19 protein-coding genes and 4 pseudogenes are annotated in these 15,179 nt (G+C 43.6%); 17 read left to right on the plus strand and 6 right to left on the minus strand.

Going from position 1 to position 15,179, the window contains the following annotated elements:
• Nucleotides 1–28: 28 nt before the first annotated feature.
• Nucleotides 29–241 (minus strand): hypothetical protein, encoded by a 213-nt coding sequence (locus Q0541_RS09825; RefSeq protein WP_298908904.1) that lies wholly within the window; start codon nt 239–241, stop codon nt 29–31.
• 720 nt (nt 242–961) lie between these two features.
• Nucleotides 962–1,252 (minus strand): transposase, encoded by a 291-nt coding sequence (locus Q0541_RS09830; protein ID WP_298908905.1) that lies wholly within the window; start codon nt 1,250–1,252, stop codon nt 962–964.
• 35 nt (nt 1,253–1,287) lie between these two features.
• On the opposite strand from Q0541_RS09830, the gene Q0541_RS09835 reads away from it, so the two are divergent.
• The 17 genes and pseudogenes from Q0541_RS09835 to Q0541_RS09915 all read left to right on the plus strand — a co-directional run bounded on the left by Q0541_RS09835 (nt 1,288) and on the right by Q0541_RS09915 (nt 12,737).
• Nucleotides 1,288–1,515, plus strand: a complete 228-nt coding sequence (locus Q0541_RS09835; protein ID WP_298908908.1) for a hypothetical protein — start codon at nt 1,288–1,290, stop codon at nt 1,513–1,515.
• A 23-nt stretch (nt 1,516–1,538) separates the two neighbouring features.
• Nucleotides 1,539–1,943, plus strand: coding sequence for a DUF4112 domain-containing protein (locus Q0541_RS09840; RefSeq protein ID WP_298908910.1), 405 nt, complete (start codon nt 1,539–1,541; stop codon nt 1,941–1,943).
• A 325-nt stretch (nt 1,944–2,268) separates the two neighbouring features.
• Nucleotides 2,269–2,898 (plus strand): annotated as a pseudogene (locus Q0541_RS09845) (response regulator transcription factor).
• A 288-nt stretch (nt 2,899–3,186) separates the two neighbouring features.
• Nucleotides 3,187–3,552, plus strand: a pseudogene (locus Q0541_RS09850) (hypothetical protein).
• A gap of 120 nt (nt 3,553–3,672) precedes the next feature.
• Entirely contained in the window at nt 3,673–3,852 is a 180-nt protein-coding gene (locus Q0541_RS09855; RefSeq protein WP_298908912.1) for a hypothetical protein, read from the plus strand.
• 170 nt (nt 3,853–4,022) lie between these two features.
• Nucleotides 4,023–4,910 carry an alpha/beta hydrolase gene (locus Q0541_RS09860; RefSeq protein WP_298908914.1) on the plus strand — a complete coding sequence of 296 codons (888 nt, stop codon included), beginning with the start codon at nt 4,023–4,025 and terminating at the stop codon, nt 4,908–4,910.
• A 136-nt stretch (nt 4,911–5,046) separates the two neighbouring features.
• The gene (locus tag Q0541_RS09865) at nt 5,047–6,042 is read left to right on the plus strand and encodes an alpha/beta hydrolase (protein WP_298908917.1); all 996 of its coding nucleotides are present in this window, start codon (nt 5,047–5,049) and stop codon (nt 6,040–6,042) included.
• 333 nt (nt 6,043–6,375) lie between these two features.
• Nucleotides 6,376–6,519, plus strand: coding sequence for a hypothetical protein (locus Q0541_RS09870; protein WP_298908920.1), 144 nt, complete (start codon nt 6,376–6,378; stop codon nt 6,517–6,519).
• Complete coding sequence (locus Q0541_RS09875; RefSeq protein ID WP_298908923.1) at nt 6,516–7,163, plus strand: cysteine hydrolase; 648 nt, start codon at nt 6,516–6,518, stop codon at nt 7,161–7,163. Before Q0541_RS09870 ends, Q0541_RS09875 begins: the two co-directional genes overlap by 4 nt.
• Nucleotides 7,164–7,291: 128 nt before the next feature.
• Nucleotides 7,292–8,320 carry an alpha/beta hydrolase gene (locus tag Q0541_RS09880; protein ID WP_298908926.1) on the plus strand — a complete coding sequence of 343 codons (1,029 nt, stop codon included), beginning with the start codon at nt 7,292–7,294 and terminating at the stop codon, nt 8,318–8,320.
• Between the two features lie 83 nt (nt 8,321–8,403).
• The gene (locus tag Q0541_RS09885) at nt 8,404–8,799 is read left to right on the plus strand and encodes a DUF6130 family protein (RefSeq protein ID WP_298908929.1); all 396 of its coding nucleotides are present in this window, start codon (nt 8,404–8,406) and stop codon (nt 8,797–8,799) included.
• Nucleotides 8,800–8,872: 73 nt separating this feature from the next.
• Nucleotides 8,873–9,820, plus strand: a complete 948-nt coding sequence (locus tag Q0541_RS09890) for an L-lactate dehydrogenase (RefSeq protein WP_298908932.1) — start codon at nt 8,873–8,875, stop codon at nt 9,818–9,820.
• 17 nt (nt 9,821–9,837) lie between these two features.
• Nucleotides 9,838–10,077, plus strand: coding sequence for an MOSC domain-containing protein (locus tag Q0541_RS09895; protein ID WP_298908948.1), 240 nt, complete (start codon nt 9,838–9,840; stop codon nt 10,075–10,077).
• Between the two features lie 138 nt (nt 10,078–10,215).
• Nucleotides 10,216–10,305 (plus strand): annotated as a pseudogene (locus Q0541_RS09900) (3-alpha domain-containing protein); the annotation flags it as partial.
• Nucleotides 10,306–10,311: 6 nt separating this feature from the next.
• A complete protein-coding gene (locus tag Q0541_RS09905; protein WP_298908933.1) occupies nt 10,312–10,524 on the plus strand; it encodes a dienelactone hydrolase family protein in 213 nt (70 codons plus the stop codon).
• A gap of 290 nt (nt 10,525–10,814) precedes the next feature.
• Nucleotides 10,815–11,180 carry a hypothetical protein gene (locus Q0541_RS09910; protein WP_298908936.1) on the plus strand — a complete coding sequence of 122 codons (366 nt, stop codon included), beginning with the start codon at nt 10,815–10,817 and terminating at the stop codon, nt 11,178–11,180.
• A gap of 162 nt (nt 11,181–11,342) precedes the next feature.
• Nucleotides 11,343–12,737, plus strand: a complete 1,395-nt coding sequence (locus Q0541_RS09915; protein ID WP_298908942.1) for a mercuric reductase — start codon at nt 11,343–11,345, stop codon at nt 12,735–12,737.
• 129 nt (nt 12,738–12,866) lie between these two features.
• Here the strand turns inward: Q0541_RS09915 and Q0541_RS09920 are convergent.
• The 4 genes and pseudogenes from Q0541_RS09920 to Q0541_RS09935 form a co-directional block, all read right to left on the minus strand.
• Nucleotides 12,867–13,050: pseudogene (locus Q0541_RS09920) on the minus strand (IS630 family transposase); the annotation flags it as partial.
• Nucleotides 13,051–13,236: 186 nt separating this feature from the next.
• Nucleotides 13,237–13,977, minus strand: coding sequence for an aliphatic sulfonate ABC transporter substrate-binding protein (locus Q0541_RS09925; protein ID WP_298908950.1), 741 nt, complete (start codon nt 13,975–13,977; stop codon nt 13,237–13,239).
• Nucleotides 13,978–13,995: 18 nt separating this feature from the next.
• Nucleotides 13,996–14,331 (minus strand): hypothetical protein, encoded by a 336-nt coding sequence (locus Q0541_RS09930; RefSeq protein WP_298908945.1) that lies wholly within the window; start codon nt 14,329–14,331, stop codon nt 13,996–13,998.
• 27 nt (nt 14,332–14,358) lie between these two features.
• Complete coding sequence (locus Q0541_RS09935) at nt 14,359–15,135, minus strand: hypothetical protein (RefSeq protein ID WP_298908952.1); 777 nt, start codon at nt 15,133–15,135, stop codon at nt 14,359–14,361.
• Nucleotides 15,136–15,179 lie beyond the last annotated feature (44 nt).

The following is a 15,179-nucleotide window of genomic DNA, read 5'->3' on the forward strand; positions in this document are numbered from 1 at the left end:
TGAAATCTCGCGAATGATTTTCCTTTCTTTATTTTTGCACAATTGGGATGCTCCCTCTGATAATTTTCAGAAAATGACGCGCCCAATATTCTTTTTTAGCATCTGGTTCTGACTGCACTAACAAACTTATATTACGTTCTAAATATATCTCAGTTTTCCAAATAAAATTAAAGTTTTTATTATCATTTATCAAGCTGATAAAAGTTGAAAATTGTTGGATAATACTTTCACGTTTTTTCATAATTTATTCTGTGTTTGACAGAAATTAATTAAAAAGATATTAATAATATCTAAAAGTAATTTGAAAGATATAGTACTTTTTTCTTCTCAAAGTAATAAAAAAGAGGTTAAGCTCAATCTTAGAGCAGGGTAAAACTGTTAAAGTTGACTGTTTGAGTAAAATTTAACTTTGCTTATTATCCTTATTAAGGATCTAGATATAAAAAAAACGGTCTGGTCTTATCTCAGCCTATATAGCTGGAACGACCTCTACGAGAGACTTTAAAAAAAACTAGTTAAATATTACCTCCACTCAGTTTTTCCAGTTATCCTACCTATAATCATAATGGGTATTATATGGATCAATTTATGCAATTTTTATTTTAAAAGTGACAAAAAATTTCTGGCAGATATTGAAGGCGAAGTTTGGTAGGGACAAGTGGAACAAGCAATTACCAAGCTCAACAACATTACTCATTCACTGCGCTAACAATCCCCCAGCACCTACCCTTCCTTGCCTCTCAGTTCTGGGTTGTTCTTTGCAAGGATTTGGCAGACTTCGCCAATTTGGTAGGTGTTTGGTACTTTGATTCTCTCTATTATCCGCTGCACAACGTTTTTGACTATTCTACTACTTGGGACTTTACTGCCTACCTCCTCCACTGCCTGCTTCCACGCTTCTATTTGAACTTCCGACTCTAACGGAATCATATCATGTTCGGTAAATCACTTAATATCTTCTCTAGAATAGGCACTGTCTCCATGAACAAGAATTTTCACATTCCCCACCGGGAGCGTATCTCTGTGCGATTAGGTTTTCTACTGAATGGTCGATTCTATTTACATCTCGGTAATCTTTGAAATATTGAGCTAGGCGCGATGTGATTTTTCGCTTTCGGTCTAGCTGCGCAATTAAAGTTAGTCCGGCATCTGATGTTACAGTCTCACCTCTGAAATTAACTACGACTGGACATGACAATACAGGTTTAAATTTGAACTGTTTCGGTATACAATCTGTTTTATTGGGGGTCATGCTTAAACTGCTGGAATACTTGTAAAATATAGATTTTGGCAGTTTTTGACCCCTATTATCTCATTCTTTGTGAGAAATCCGGGTTAAGGAGAGGAGCATTAAGCCAGGACGAGATTGATTCGTTGATGCAGGTTTGTTTTAGCAAGCGCACCCCCGCCGGATTCCGTGACGCTATTTTCTTAGAGGAAACGTCGTCAGGATTTTTATTCATACTTGTTATTTCTAACGGTACAGGACAAAGAATTAAAAATGGTGCAATTTAAAAGTAGTGCAAATATTGGAAATTATGGACGCTGCCAAACGCCTTGCTACTCTAAATCGCATCCGTAAACTCAGCCGCTTGATGGATACATCTATACGTATTCCTTTAACAGGTTTTCACATTGGAATAGACCCAATTATCGGTTTAGTTCCAGGTGCTGGTGATTTAATCAGTACAGCGTTTTCAGCTTACATCATATTTCTAGCTACCCGCTTTGGCATTCCACGCCAAGATTTAACCAAAATGATTTTTAATGTTGGTTTGGAAGCAGTTGTGGGTACTGTGCCTTTTGTAGGTGATTTATTTGATGCTTTCTATAAGTCTAATATTCGTAATTTGGCAATTTTAGAGCAACATTTGACAGTAGTTGAACCAGAACTTAAAGAAGTGTCTGATGAACTTTACTCTGGTAAGTTTAGCCAAGTTTGAAGAGGCATATTTAAAGAAATTGTCCTACAAAATCTCATCGATCCAACCGCATTCCAGGTTTGGGCAATCCCAATACACACCGTGCCGACCAGTCGCGGTAAAACTCATAGCCACACTGAAGGCATCTGTCAGTAAACATCGGATGCCAATCAATCAGGGATAAGCATATTTTGTAGCGATCGCTGTTTCCCAATTTTGACTCCTGCTCCCTTGTGTATGAGTTTCTTGGATGGAAACTTAGCTTACGTGGTCTGCTGCGCTTCAAGGTTTTTAATTTGACTTTATCTAGTAATTCTAAGTTTGTACTTTCAATTTCTTAATAATTATGAGCCAATCAACGACTATTCGGGTTCTGATCGTTGACGATCATTCGATTGTCAGGCAAGGATTGGCAACCATCATTAACCGCGATCCAGAGATGACGGTGATTGCTTAAGCAGAAGATGGGCAACAGGTGATTGATCGCTTTGGTGAATACCAACCAGATGTAACGCTAATGGATTTACGAATGCCGCAGATGGGAGGAGTTAAAGCCATTACTGTTATTCGTGCTGAATTTAAATCTGCCCGAATTGTTGTGCTAACTACCTACGATGGTGATAAAGATATTTATCGAGGATTGCAGGCAGGTGCTAAAGAATATTTGCTCAAGGATGTTAAACCCAACGAACTTCTGAGTGCGATTCGTAGGGTTGATCGTCGTCAGCAGTATATTCCACCAGAAGTGGGGGCAAAACTGGTGCAGAGGATGAGCAATCCAGAACTGAGTGAGCGAGAGCTAGATGTACTCCGTTTAATGGCGCAAGGAATGAGTAATTTAGAAATTGGCACTGCTTTGAGTATCGGTGAAAGCACCGTCAAATCTCACGTTAATCGAATTTTGAGTAAATTGGGAGTGAACGATCGCACTCAAGCCGTGATTATTGCTTTTAAACGAGGGATTGTCAGTTTGTAAGTAAGTTGTACTGAAGTTGGAATCCAGATTTCAACTTCAGTTGGAGCCAACCTTCCATTTTTATATGGACTGATTTATCAATCATTGTGTTGTACAAAAGTTTCAACTCTGAGTGGACGACAAGTTAGAGTCAATTGCATATTATGGAATTCATGTAAACACAGATAGCAATTTAGTTGCAAGATTTGAGTTTGCTTTGCACATATATCAGAAAGAGAGTTGTATGGCGTAGGCGTAGCCCACCGCAGGCATCGCTGGCGATGAGCATTCTTTCCCTCGGAGGTAGTAGTGAGTTTTGGCCGTGATCCCAGTTCGTTATCAGTTCCACATTCAATACAGGATTACATAAAAGGGGTGCTGAATGCCGCCGTGGTGCTGGTGATGTATGGGGATTATCAATGTTCTCAAAGTGCAAACGTTTATAGACTGATTAAAGTCATTGGGTGACAGCTTAGTGTTTCTTTTGGAGATAATTATTTGTGCTTGTACGTTGATCGCATCAATGAAGATATTGAAAGTGGATTACACAGTGGAGTAACGGCTGCCCCAGCACTGTTTATTAATGGAATTTAATATAGCGTAGGCGTAGCCCGCCGCAGGCATCGCTGGAACATTGAGCAATTGATGGCAGCTATTGTCACTGCAAATCATTAAGTTTTCTGATTCTTAACCAGACAACCAAAATGACTGCTTATTACGCAAGGAATTAATCAATAGGAGCAATCTGATGACACAATCTCTCTTGTCCGGGGAGTTCACGGTACTGTTGATGGTATGGCTCATGTCGTTACACTTGCCGATCGCTTGGCAATTTACGCCAAATCCCTCCGCAAAAACATTGATAAAACAAATGAACTGGGTGAGATGGATATTAATGCTCTCTTCGTTGACATTTCACGGGCGATAGATAAGCGGTTATGGTTTTTAGAAGCTCATCTGAAAACGATCGCATAATTTCACCAGAACTAGAGCGTTTTATGACGAAGCGGATCGGGGCAACCGTCATTTCATTACCATAAAGCCATGTCTCAATGGTTTCACATCTTAACTGAAGTAGCAAATCTGATTATTGAAGCAGCAAAGGCAGGAGCCTCAAGCTAAAGTTCATTTCAAGGAGTAAAGTTATGATTACATTTCGCACAGTTTCGATCGATGGTTTAGATATCTTTTATCGAGAAGCTGGTTCCCGCAATAATCCGACAATTCTGCTGTTGCATGGCTTCCCAACATCCTCTCACATGTTCCGCAATCTGATGTCTGCGCTTGGCGATCACTTCCATCTGGTTGCACCCGATTATCCGGGTTACGGCAACAGTTCGATGCCAACTGTAAATGAGTTTGACTACACGTTTGATCGCCTAGCCCAGATCGTGGAGAAATTTATTACTGCGATCAATCTCAAACGCTATAGCCTTTACGTGATGGATTATGGCGCTCCCATTTGTTATCGGATTGCGGCTAAATATCCAGAGCGAGTGGAGGCACTCATCGTCCAAAACGGGAATGCCGATGAGGAAGGTCTGCGCGAATTTTGGGACCCAATCAAGGTTTACTGGCAAGACCGTTCTCCTGAGAATGCTGACAAGCTCAGACACCTTTTCACACTGGAAGCAACTAAGTGGCAATATACCAACGGCGTTCGCAATCCTGAAGCGATCAGCCCTGATACCTGGAATATGGATCAACCCTTCCTTGATCGCCCAGGAAATGTTGAGATTCAACTGGCGCTGTTTTATAGCTATGGCACGAATCCCCCCTTGTACCCGCAATGGCAGGAGTATTTCCGCAAACATCAACCACCCACCCTCATTGTTTGGGGTAAGAATGACTACATCTTTCCTGCTGAAGGCGCTGAACCCTACAAGCGCGACTTAAAAAACTTTGAGTTTCATTTACTCGATACCGGGCATTTTGCCTTGGAAGAAGAAGGAGATGCGATCGCAAACCATATTCGTCGCTTTCTAACCACTCACGTTGTAGAGAACACCAAGCTAACCACCAGTAACAAATAGTTTTGGCTGGGAAACGATGTCGGTAAAAAGTAATTGTCATTCTACAATTACTACTTATAAAGCAGTACTGTTAAATCAATTAATTTAACAGTGGCATCTCAACAGATTGTTTACTATTTATCAAAAGGAGAATGTCATGGTTGCTCAAGTAAACTCGCAAGCAGCAAAAATTTTGGAAGTTGTGGATGATCCACGTCTTTCCAAAGGAACGAAGGAATTTTTGAAAGTGCTGAATTCAGCGGGTGTGGCGCTGGAGAAACTCACTCCACTCGAAGCACGTCAAGTTCTTGTGGATGCACAGGCTTCGGTTCCAGTAGACCTTTCAGGCATTGAAGAGTCTGAAAAGACGATTACTACTGAGGGTTATTCAATTACTCTTAATATTGTACGACCTGAAGGGGTCAAAGGCACATTGCCTGTTTTCATCTTTATTCATGGTGGGGGTTGGGTGCTAGGTGATTACCCAACACACAAGCGTATGGTTCGTGATCTGGTTGTGCTTTCAGGGTTTGCAGGTGTCTTTGTCAACTACACTCGCACGCCAGATGCTCAGTACCCACAGGCAATCAATGAAATTTATGCTGCGACCAAATGGGTTGCCGAGCATGGTGAGGAGATTGGGGTAGATGGCAAGAATTTGGCAGTCGTTGGCAACAGTGTCGGCGGTAACATGACAACTGTCACTGCTTTAAAGGCGAAAGAAAAAGGAGGACCACACATCAAGCTGCAAATCCTGATGTGGCCCATTGTAGATGCTGATTTTGAAACGAATTCTTATCACCAATTTGGCGATAAGCGTTTTCTGACTGTACCAACGATGAAGTGGATGTATGACATGTACATTGCTGACCCAGAAAAGCGCAAAGACATCTATGCTTCTCCCCTACAAGCGACGGTTGAGCAACTCAAAGGCTTGCCCCCAGCGTTAATTGTGGTTGCAGAGAGCGATATCTTGCATGACGAGGGCACAGCCTATGGACGCAAGCTCGATGAAGCTGGGGTCGAGGTGACAACTGTGCAGTACAACGGTATGATTCATGACTTCGGACTACTGAATGGTTTAGCAGAGTTGCCAGAAACCCGTTCTCTGTTTGTTCAAGCTGCTGCCCAATTGAAGAAATATCTGCAATAGGATGTGATCGTTTCTTTTACCACAGTTGCAATTACCGCTATTTTCAAGTAAATACACCACGCGGTAGGGCGCAAGGCCTTGCGCCCCTCCGACAGACGTGGTTCAAATACTTGAATTCTGCTGTAAGCCTCGTTCTTGTCAGGTTTTGGCATCGTGGGCTTGAGGCTGCTCTGACTTATTCAGTTTTCGTTGGGTAAGTCAGAGATACACTCTACAGTTCGTATTTGCGAATCATTCCAATGGTTTGAAGAACACAAGTAGTAATTCTAGCACGTTGCTCCGGTCTTGTCCCCGAACAAGACCGAAAAGGAGATTTCCATGTCATAAGTATGGTTGATAACTGGTAGTTCTCGTGGCTTAGAACAGGCAATCAGCAAAGTGATGCTTGCCGCAGGCGATCTAATAAATGTCATTCTCTATATTGCCAGCCTAACTGAACCACCACTAGGACTAATGAACACATTAGGAGAGACATGAATATCAACAAAAATGACACCGCGATCGTCATTATCGATCCACAAAATGATGTTTTGAGCGAAAAAGGAGTCTCCTGGGATTTGGTTGGTGACAGTGTCAAGGACAATAAGACCGTCGAGAACATTGAGCGAGTTTTCAAAGCCGCGAAGCAGGGGAACTTTCAGGTGTTCATCTCTCCCCACTATTACTATCCTACGGACTACAACTGGAAATTTGCCGGAACCCTAGAGCAGATGATGCTTGGGGTAAAGGAGTTTGTTCGCAGTGGACCCTTAACCCTCAATGGTTTTTTAGGATCGGGTGCCGATTGGCTTGATCGCTACAAGCCTTTTATTGAGGATGGCAAAACGATCGTGGTCAGCCCCCATAAAGTCTATGGGCCGCAAAGCAATGATCTCGTTTTGCAACTGCGTAAGCGCAACCTGAGCAAAGTCATTTTGCTCGGAATGTTGGCAAATCTCTGTGTTGAAGCTCACCTGCGCGATCTGATCGAACAAGGATTTGAAGTCCTTGTCGTTAAGGATGCAACGGCTGCCCCGCGCCACCCGGATCTCGGTGATGGCTATAAGGCAGCACTGATCAACTTTGGCTATGTTGCTAACGCCGTTCTGTCTACAGACGATATTGTAGCAGCAATGTTGTAGCGGTAAATCCATTCACCACATCTCATTCTCGCCAACTGATTGCGAACTGAGGGGAATATGCTCGGCGCTTGCCTTCGGCACTGCGCTTTGTGCAATCGTCTCATTAATCAATCCAAAGAGTCAACCCTATGCTCAAAGCAATTAAACATAACCGCCGCCACTTTCTGGGAACGGCGGCAGCAAGCATTTTCACAGAAATGGCACTCATGGGTACCGCACACGCAAGCTTCGACAAGCCCAAACGATCTGAATTTAGGTTTACTCCCATCAAGCAGATCAAGGCGGGTGTCCTCGACATCGGTTACTACGAAGCAGGACTGAGCGATGGATCTCCGGTGTTGCTACTGCATGGATTCCCATATTCCATTGATAGCTACATTGACGTTGCACCAATGCTTGCTGCACGCGGATGTCGGGTAATTGTTCCCTACTTGCGGGGACATGGATCAACCCGTTTTCTCGACAGCGCCACACCACGCTCCGGGCAGCAAGCCGCGATCGGTGTCGATGCGATCGCCTTGATGGATGCATTGCAGTTGAACCGTGCTGTGCTTGCTGGCTATGACTGGGGTGGACGAGCCGCTTGCGTTGTTGCGGCTCTCTGGCCTGAACGATGCACAGGTCTGGTGTCCGTCAATAGCTACCTGATCCAGGACATTGCCAAGGCAGGGCTGCCACTTTCACCCGCGATCGAATCTGGGATCTGGTACCAATACTATTTCCAGACCGAGCGCGGACGCGCCGGATTGACGGCTAACAGACGTGAGATTGCGAGGATTCTCTGGACTCGCAATTCGCCAAACTGGCGCTTTGACGAGGCAACGCTCGATCAACACGCCAGCGCCTTCGACAACCCCGATTATGTGGAGGTCGTCATTCATTCCTACCGCCATCGCCTTGGACTTGCTGCCGGCTATTCCATGTATGAAGAACTTGAGCAGCGGCTTGCCGCGCAACCGACCATTACGGTGCCGACGATCACCTTGGACGGGGACGCAGATGGTGTCGTGCCAGCAACCGATGGAAAATCGACAGCAGCAAAGTTTAGCGGCGAACGTCAGCATCGGGTCATTCCAAACGTCGGTCATAACCTGCCCCAGGAAGATCCTAAAGCATTCGCAACTGCGGTCTGGGAACTCGCATCAAAGAAACGTTAATGGCTTTTCTGGAGCGATGACTCTGCGCCGCTTCACCTTCAAATGGATCGTTATAGTAAACTACTCTCAGGTACTTACCTGCTATGAACACCCACACACCGAGCGCTAAGGACATTATCGGATCATCACCATTGATTGCGATCGAAAACGAAGCACCACCCAAGCTGATTGTCGATCTACCGCTTCCCGAACCGCTAGCACAGGGACGCGTCTTTATCCAGTACCGGACGGAGAATTTGCGTGTGTTGCCAGTGTTTGGCAAAGGTGCCCTCGACGTATCGCCGCGCATTGGGCATATCCACATCACCGTTGACGACGCGCCGTGGCACTTTGTTGATACCAGTGGCGAAACGATTATCCTGGTCGGACTGGAACCTGGCGCACACAAGGTGCTGATCGAACTAGCTGATCCCATGCACAAAGTAATCACCAGTGAAACTGTAAAGTTCACGCTGCCCGATCCTAAGAAATCATCATGAAAAAACTAGACGGAAAAATCCTAGTTGTGACGATTAACCCATTGCGTTAGTTACAAAAAAGTAGATATAGCTGATGAGTAAAACATCTAAAGTCGGTATCATTGGTGCAGGTAATGTAGGTGCAGACGTTGCAAATGCTTTAGTCCTATTCGGTAAATGTGTAAGGGTCGTCCTTTTTGACCGAACCCTATCAAAAGCTGAGGGGCAAGCATGGGATATTGAAGACAGCATTCCCCTACTTAAAGAGATGGAAATTATACCATCAAATCAGTATGAAGATATAGCTGATTCAGATATCATTATTGTGACTGTTGGGGTGCAGCAAAAACAAGGACAGACCCGATTAGATACATTGAGCGACAATGCAGAGATTATACGTTCGACGATCAAAGAATTGGATCGAGTTGCACCGAATTCAATCGTACTTATCGTTAGCAATCCAGTGGATGTACTCACGCGGATTGCGATCGCTACTTCTACCAGAGCAGAAAACCTAATTTTCGGTTCGGGAACCATTCTTGATACTGGTAGACTGAGATATCAACTTGGAAAGCGACTGAATGTTGCCAAACAAGACGTTCATGCTTATGTGATTGGAGAGCATGGAGACAGTGAATTTGTCGTTTGGTCTAGTGCATTTATTGGGGGAATTCTGTTAACTGAATTTCCCATACCACAAGGAACAACGTTAGAACAAATTCAGCAAGAGTACGCACAGTTAACTCGTAAACGAGGCTATGACATTTTTGAACGCAAAGGAAATACTAGCTATGGTATATCAACAGTACTTTGTCAGTTGGTTGATACCATCCTGCGAGATGAAAAGCAGATATTTCCAGTATCGGTTAGAGCAGATTCTAACTATGGAGTTGGCAGTGAAGTTGTTTTTGGACTTCCATGTATCATTGGCTCAACAGGTATTGAGCGCCAACTGCTGTTATCAAGAAATGCTGATGAACAACGCTTATTAGAAGAATCAGCCACCAAACTCAATGAAGCCTATAATTCTTTGCATAATTAAAATTAACTCAGATCATAATCACCTTCGAGCATTACGATTACTGGCAAAGTGAATTATCTGGTACAAATCTGCCTAATGGCAGATTTGGTGAAAATTTTACGACCACTGGACTCAGAGAAGAAGAACTGAACATTGGGGATTGCTTCCATATCGGCACTGTAAAACTGATAGTGACACAACCTCGCTTACCCTGTTACAAACTTGGCATTTGGTTTGGACGACCTGATATGGTTAAACGATTTCTTGCAAGTCGTTGAACCGGATTTTACTTTCGTGTTTTGCAAGAGGGCGAAGTCGGAGCCGGAGATACTTTAGAGTTGGTGAGCCGGGATGATAACAATATTACTGTTGCTAATATCACTCAGCTTTATACTTGTGAGTAGAACAATCCAGAGTTACTTCACCAAGTTACTCAACTTGAAGCCTTACCCAAAAGCTGGCGCGACTACTTTCAAAAGCAAAGTCGTCGTCAGGATGTGAAATAAAAGCTGTTGTTTCGTGAAGGCGAAATTGTTGCAGAAAGCAATACGACAGGCATCTTCGTTTCAGTCTTTCCCCTGGTAACAATCTATCGCTATGAAGGAGTGAGTCATGGGTTTAATCGCGTGGGTAGTTCCGCTTATCGCAAAGAAGCCGCAGAATTAGCGCGCGCTCGCACGTTGGCGTTTTTGAAACAGCATTTAGGCAGTGGTGCCAAAGTCTGAAATAGGGCGACTACTGCCAGATAATTCGCCCACCTTGATTGCCCTGGTAACCAAGATATTCTGATTCTGAATCACTAAGAAAATGCTAGCTCATCTACGCGAATTGCTCGAAGAGGGATTCCACGTCGTTATCGTCAAGGATGTAACAGCTGCTCCTCGAGATCCAAAACTGGGTGACGGCTATAAGGCAGCACTAAGCAACTTTGGGTATATCACCAATGCAGTCCTTTCTACAGATGAAGCTATAGCAACAATGGGGTAATGTCAAACTCATCAATTTTACAACACTTATGAAAACATCCGCGTTACTTTTTGCTCTGCCAATCAGTATCTTAGCTAATTTTTCCTTACCTGCTTCTGCTGATTCTACTGCTGGCATCATCCTGAGTACAAAATGCCAGGGTGGTTATAACATCAATATTTGGCAAAATTATACTTCCGGTGAACTGCTCTATCGCGCGACCAATCCCAACGGTAATTTAAGTTTGGGTAAAGGAACTAGCCGAGCGACAGAAGGTGTTCGAGTGTATAAGTTTCGGAAGGGAATTTATGAATATTGGGTGTGGGATGGCACGTTAGATAACCCGCAGTCTGGAACTTTAGAAGTGTATAAAAACAACCGTATCTTGATGCGGCAAGCTTGTAGAAAAAGTTGAATCTTCTAGCGGGTGTTATGAACTTTTGGAAACCCAGCTAGGGCAAGCATCTTGAGTTACGCTCGTCAAATACGTTATCGCTAAAACCTTCTCATTCAGCCAGTTTTTTGAAATTCACAACACCTTCTAGACATCGTATTCACCTTATTAAACTCAAAGGATATGGAAGTGGACACTCAACACTATGACGACATTATTATCGGCGGTGGCAAGGCGGGTAAAACACTTGCACTGGCACTGGTCGCTGATGGACGTAAAACCGCTCTGGTTGAACGCAGTTTAAATATGATTGGTGGCGGGTGCATCAATATCGCCTGCATTCCTACTAAAACTATGGTGGCGAGTGCCAATGTAGCAAACACAGTGCGAAATAGTGCCGCTTATGGGGTTAAAACCAATACACCCAGCGTTAATTTAGCAGAGGTGATCCAACGAAAACGATCGGTTGTGCAATCTGCGCGTGAAATGAACTTGCACAATTTAGAAACGGCTCTGGATAACAACTTGATCATTGGCGAAGCAAGGTTTGTTGCTCCCAAAACGATCGCAGTAACAACGACTGAAGGGAACAATCGCTTACTTACCGCCGAACGGTTATTTATTAATACAGGCACACGACCGTTAATTCCATCCATTCCCGAACTCACAGAAGTTGAGTTTTTAACGAGTGAGTCAATTATGGAGCTAGAATACTTGCCTGAACACCTGATCGTTCTCGGTAGTGGCCATATTGGTTTGGAGTTTGCCCAGATGTTTCGGCGCTTTGGCTCTCGCGTTACTGTCATTGGGCAAAGTGAGCAAATCCTGTCACAGCAAGATCCAGATATAGCGATCGCAGTTCAAAGACTTTTAGAACAAGATGGTATTGAATTCTTATTAAAGGCGAAGGTGTTAAGGGTAGATAGCGCTGGTAATCAAACTATCCTGAAAATCCAAGTTGCTGATCGTGAACTCAGCCTCCAGGGGTCGCATTTGCTCGTCGCCGTTGGTCGTGCGCCCAACACCGATAGCTTAAATTTAGCTGCTGCTGGTGTGGCAACCGATACACGCGGATTTATTCAAGTCAACGTTCGCCTGGAGACGAACGTACCTGGAATTTGGGCGTTAGGCGATATCAACGGCGGCCCACAATACACCCATATATCGCTCGACGATTATCGCATTGTCAAAGCCAATTTAATTGATCGGGGCAACCGCAGTACAGGCGATCGTTTAGTGCCATCCTGTCTATTCATCGATCCAGAACTGGCTCATGTGGGTTTAACTGAAACTGAAGCACAGCAACAAGGATATGCCATCCACGTGGCGAAGATTGATGCGTCAGCCGTTCCTAGAGCGAAAACCCTCGGTCAAACCGATGGACTGCTGAAGGCGATCGTGGATACATACACAGGTCGGATTTTAGGATGTTCTTTGTTGTGTCATGAAGCAGGTGAAGTGATTTCAACGGTGCAGATGGTGATGCAAGCTCAGATGCCCTACACCGTTTTGCGCGATGGTATTTTGACTCATCCCACGATGACCGAAGGGTTAAATATATTGTTTTCCAAGTTGTAAGAACGCAGCAAGTAAAGACCCAAGAACTTACCAACCACCAATGAGGAGTTGAATTATGCAGGCTAATATCCCAGGAAAAATCTACCCACTTGGATGATGAGTTAGCAAAATCTTTATCTCAAAAGTTGTATTAACTCTTGGCAAAATAAACAAACAACTGTTACCTGTTTGAGGATAAACAAAACCATAAGTATATAGCCACTTGTAGCGTGGATAATGATGAGGAATGGGATGTTGCCCTAAAAGCCGCCAGGTTCTACGAACAACTGGTTTGAGTCCCAAGTGAGCAACATTAAAGTGCCCAAACTTCTACTTTCCAGGCGTTGTTGCATGAATAGGAAAAATGGTAGATTTTACCTATGTGCTGCACTTAATCGCATGATTCAGTTAGACAAGCCAGACAATTATAAAGTAGAAGACTAATTATCAACTCTATTGAGAAAAGGTGTGTCTTTTTCTGTTTCATGCAACAAAGCCCGGACATGATATCAGGTATGCTTTACCACTTCTGGTCAGGAACCCAGTTGTAGTTTTTATCTTTGACATCAATTTTCTTGGGAATAACTTTTAGCTCGTAGAAGCTGTCTGCCATGTTTTGTAACCCTGTGAGAACTTCATTCGTCACAGGTAATACCTTGCGATCGCCACCCCGCTCCTCTACAATTTCCATTGTTGCTAAATCAACTTTGTAGAGTTTGGAAAGGAGTTCGGCTGAATCTTTGTAGTTGTTTTTAGACCAGCTACCTGCTTTTTCCAGTTCTTGCAAAATTATTTTTACAATGTCTGGATGATCGCGGACAAAATCTGGAGCAGCGTAATAGAATGCAGAGCTTTCTATAGAAGCTTTTTTACCAAACACTGTAGTATTATCTGCTAACAGACGAGTACGAAGCTGACGTTCAGCTTCAGCAGTATAAGGGTCCCAGATTACCCATGCATCGAAATCACCGCGCTCAAAGGCTGGTAAAGCTTCGGCTGGAGTTAGATAGACAGGTTTAATATCACTGTATTTTAAACCTACCTTCTTTAGCGCACGTACAATCATATATTGCGAACTCGCACCTTTGGCAAAAGCGACTTTCTTACCTTTTAAGTCACCGAGAGACTTGATAGATGAATTTTCTTGCACCAGAATTGCTGAACTCCTGCTACTACTTGTACTCGCAGCCACTCGCACGAAAGGTTTATCGCTGGCTTGAGCAAAGACACTTCCTGTACCACCGCCGCCACCAAAAACGATGTCTACGACGGGCTTCGCCTACGCACCTACACCCATCCCCTCAAGTAAAGGTGCAGTCGAGGAAAATTCATTCCATGTTACAGAAATACCTTGAGGTTGTAAGCGCTTCTCCAGGCTGCCTTGGGCTTTGATAATATTCAGCAGTGCCATACCTTTTTGATGCCCCATTTTCAACACTGTTAACTTGCTAGTCTGGGGTTTTTTTGTAGGTGTATTAGCTGAATTACTGGGAGTGCAGGAAGCGATCGCCAAACTCAAGCCTAAACCTATAACAAATAGTAGAGCAAATGAGCGAATTCCTGGTTGCTTAAAAAACTTTAACCATTTTCTCTGATTTATCAGTCTATTGAACATAAGTGAATCTTGATTAAATCTACTTAATTACTCACTAATAGAAGTGAGTTGAGGATTAGGAATATCTAGCAAGTAAGAAATTACTTCTTTACGCCAAGCATCATATATTGGTTCAATGCCTTGGCTATTGGCTCCATTAAAGTTTTCCGCATCTTGCCAGCGCTGTTTAATGTAAGCAGCACGTCGTTGCTGAATTTCTTCATCTAGTTTTAATAATTGTGCCGCAACTTCAACTCGTTCATTAGCTGAGGCTTGCTCAAACTTTTTACGCCACCAATTAGAAATTGTCACGCGATGCACTGCTTCATCATCACTGAATCGTTCACTACTTTGTGCTGCTAATACTGCATCACCAATTTTTGATGTTAGTTTATTGAACCACACCTGGGGCAGAATATAATGTTCGTAGTGTAATTCCCAAGCCAGAAATCCTAACCAGTTGCGATAGGGTACGTCTTCTAGAAATTCCCAATGGCGTTCTGCTTCCTTACGGATATCATCAATGGGATCGCATCCAGTCACAGCAATTACTCTTTCACGAAAAGCGATCGCATGTGCGCCGTCATCACCAATTTGTCTACTCAAGATTAAATGCAAATCTGGGTCAGGAATTAACAAAATTGCTTTACTAGTGGCTTGCACAATAGACAAATCATGACCACCAGTAGCAGCCCAATATTGGTAGAAATTCTCTTTTTCCGCTTCTGTAATTGGCGGACGACTAGGGTGTTCACGAGTCAATGGCACATGGGGCGCGTGCTTGCTAAATAGTTTTTCCAGAGTTTCTTTTTCAAACGGGAGCAACGCGATTTTGTGAGGTTGGGTGAAAAAGGTGCGATCGCTAAAAT

Origin of the sequence: uncultured Nostoc sp. (assembly GCF_937863485.1) — a bacterium.
Taxonomy (GTDB): Bacteria; Cyanobacteriota; Cyanobacteriia; order Cyanobacteriales; family Nostocaceae; genus Nostoc.

What these genes read in the sequence shown, in the direction of transcription:
- Q0541_RS09825 (WP_298908904.1), bottom strand. Translation starts at nt 241, where the DNA reads ATGAAAAAACGTGAAAGTATTATCCAACAATTTTCAACTTTTATCAGC.
- Q0541_RS09830 (WP_298908905.1), bottom strand. Translation starts at nt 1,252, where the DNA reads ATGACCCCCAATAAAACAGATTGTATACCGAAACAGTTCAAATTTAAA.
- Q0541_RS09840 (WP_298908910.1), top strand. Translation starts at nt 1,539, where the DNA reads ATGGACGCTGCCAAACGCCTTGCTACTCTAAATCGCATCCGTAAACTC.
- Q0541_RS09855 (WP_298908912.1), top strand. Translation starts at nt 3,673, where the DNA reads ATGGCTCATGTCGTTACACTTGCCGATCGCTTGGCAATTTACGCCAAA.
- Q0541_RS09860 (WP_298908914.1), top strand. Translation starts at nt 4,023, where the DNA reads ATGATTACATTTCGCACAGTTTCGATCGATGGTTTAGATATCTTTTAT.
- Q0541_RS09865 (WP_298908917.1), top strand. Translation starts at nt 5,047, where the DNA reads ATGGTTGCTCAAGTAAACTCGCAAGCAGCAAAAATTTTGGAAGTTGTG.
- Q0541_RS09875 (WP_298908923.1), top strand. Translation starts at nt 6,516, where the DNA reads ATGAATATCAACAAAAATGACACCGCGATCGTCATTATCGATCCACAA.
- Q0541_RS09880 (WP_298908926.1), top strand. Translation starts at nt 7,292, where the DNA reads ATGCTCAAAGCAATTAAACATAACCGCCGCCACTTTCTGGGAACGGCG.
- Q0541_RS09885 (WP_298908929.1), top strand. Translation starts at nt 8,404, where the DNA reads ATGAACACCCACACACCGAGCGCTAAGGACATTATCGGATCATCACCA.
- Q0541_RS09890 (WP_298908932.1), top strand. Translation starts at nt 8,873, where the DNA reads ATGAGTAAAACATCTAAAGTCGGTATCATTGGTGCAGGTAATGTAGGT.
- Q0541_RS09910 (WP_298908936.1), top strand. Translation starts at nt 10,815, where the DNA reads ATGAAAACATCCGCGTTACTTTTTGCTCTGCCAATCAGTATCTTAGCT.
- Q0541_RS09915 (WP_298908942.1), top strand. Translation starts at nt 11,343, where the DNA reads ATGGAAGTGGACACTCAACACTATGACGACATTATTATCGGCGGTGGC.
- Q0541_RS09930 (WP_298908945.1), bottom strand. Translation starts at nt 14,331, where the DNA reads ATGTTCAATAGACTGATAAATCAGAGAAAATGGTTAAAGTTTTTTAAG.